At 56.7% G+C, this 1306-nt stretch carries 3 protein-coding genes; 2 read left to right on the top strand and 1 reads right to left on the bottom strand.

Annotated elements, in window-relative coordinates:
- Window positions 1-195: hypothetical protein (locus tag CW742_RS13535; RefSeq protein WP_292421266.1), on the top strand; the 195-nt coding region annotated here is incomplete at its 5' end.
- A complete protein-coding gene (locus tag CW742_RS13530; RefSeq protein ID WP_292421264.1) occupies window positions 192-962 on the top strand; it encodes a nitrogenase iron protein NifH in 771 nt (256 codons plus the stop codon). The genes CW742_RS13535 and CW742_RS13530, both read left to right, overlap by 4 nt.
- Here CW742_RS13530 and CW742_RS13525 read toward each other — a convergent pair.
- Window positions 959-1306 (bottom strand): ABC transporter permease (locus tag CW742_RS13525; RefSeq protein ID WP_292421262.1); only part of this gene is annotated, 348 nt, incomplete at its 5' end. The genes CW742_RS13530 and CW742_RS13525 overlap by 4 nt on opposite strands.

The following is a 1306-nucleotide window of genomic DNA, read 5'->3' as shown; positions in this document are numbered from 1 at the left end:
TCGACCCGGTTTGGCAACACCGATCACCTGAGGGCTGGGGAGGGTGACCCAATACTGATCCAGGAGGCGTCGCCAACACCCGAACTCCTGACTATGTATGATGGTACACCCTATGCCGGCTTCCGCGGGTACGCATATCTCACCCAGCGGCTTGCAAATGAAGCGATTGCACATCCTGAGGTGTTCCGGCAATGAGACGGATTGCACTGTATGGAAAGGGCGGCATCGGGAAATCGACAACAACGTCCAACCTCTCGGTCATGCTGGCAAAGCAGGGATATCGCGTTATGCAGATTGGCTGCGACCCGAAAGCCGACTCTACCCGGATGCTGACCGGCGGGAAGAAGATCCGGCCTATCTTAGAGATAATTTCATCGGGGAATAAAAACCCGTCCCTGGATGATCTCATCACAACCGGTGACTGCGGTATCTTTTGTGCCGAGTGCGGGGGGCCGACACCGGGAGTCGGGTGTGCCGGACGGGGTATCATCTCGGCATTTGAGATCCTTGACAAGCTTAAGGCATTCGAAACGATACGGCCGGATTTTGTCCTGTATGATGTTTTAGGCGACGTTGTCTGCGGTGGTTTTGCGATGCCCCTGCGGAAGGGCTACGCCCGCGAGGTCTACATCGTCACCTCCGGCGAGATGATGAGCATGTACGCTGCCTCGAATATCGCAACTGCTGTTGCCCAGTTCACCCTGATGGGGTATGCGAGGCTCTGCGGGATTATCCAGAACAGCCGGAATGTTGCCGATGAGGACCGGCTTGTCTCGGATCTGGCACAAGAGATCGGATCGACCGTTGTTGCCCGGATCCCCCGGGATCCTGTTGTCCAGGAGAGCGAGGCACAATTTTTAACGGTGGCGGTTGGGGATGAGGGGTCCCCGTACTACGATGCGATCCGGTGCCTGGCACAGCACATCATCCGTTCAGGGAAACCGCATTCCTTCCCCCTCTAATCCGCCGAAGACCTCCTGAAAAGGGCAACACAAACCGCAAGGACGATTACGCTCATCACTGGCAGCACAACCAGCGGGAGCCACAGGATCGTACCTCCCATTGCTGCCCGGATTGCATCTATCGCATAACTGAGCGGGTTGAGATGTGCAATCGGGCTGAGCCATGAGGGCATCACATCATAGGGCATGAGGGCACTTGAGGCAAAGAAGAGCGGCATGCTGATCATGGAATTCACCGCCCCGTACGAATCGAGATCTCCGGTAAGGGGGCCGATCGTCGTTGGTACACCCGAGAAGAGGAGTCCGAACAGGCAGGGGATGAAATTCACGACAACGTACGTGGG

Source organism: Methanoregula sp. (genome assembly GCF_002835825.1).
In the GTDB taxonomy this organism is placed as follows: domain Archaea; phylum Halobacteriota; class Methanomicrobia; order Methanomicrobiales; family Methanospirillaceae; genus Methanoregula.
This window is presented reverse-complemented; position numbering and strand designations above follow the sequence as displayed.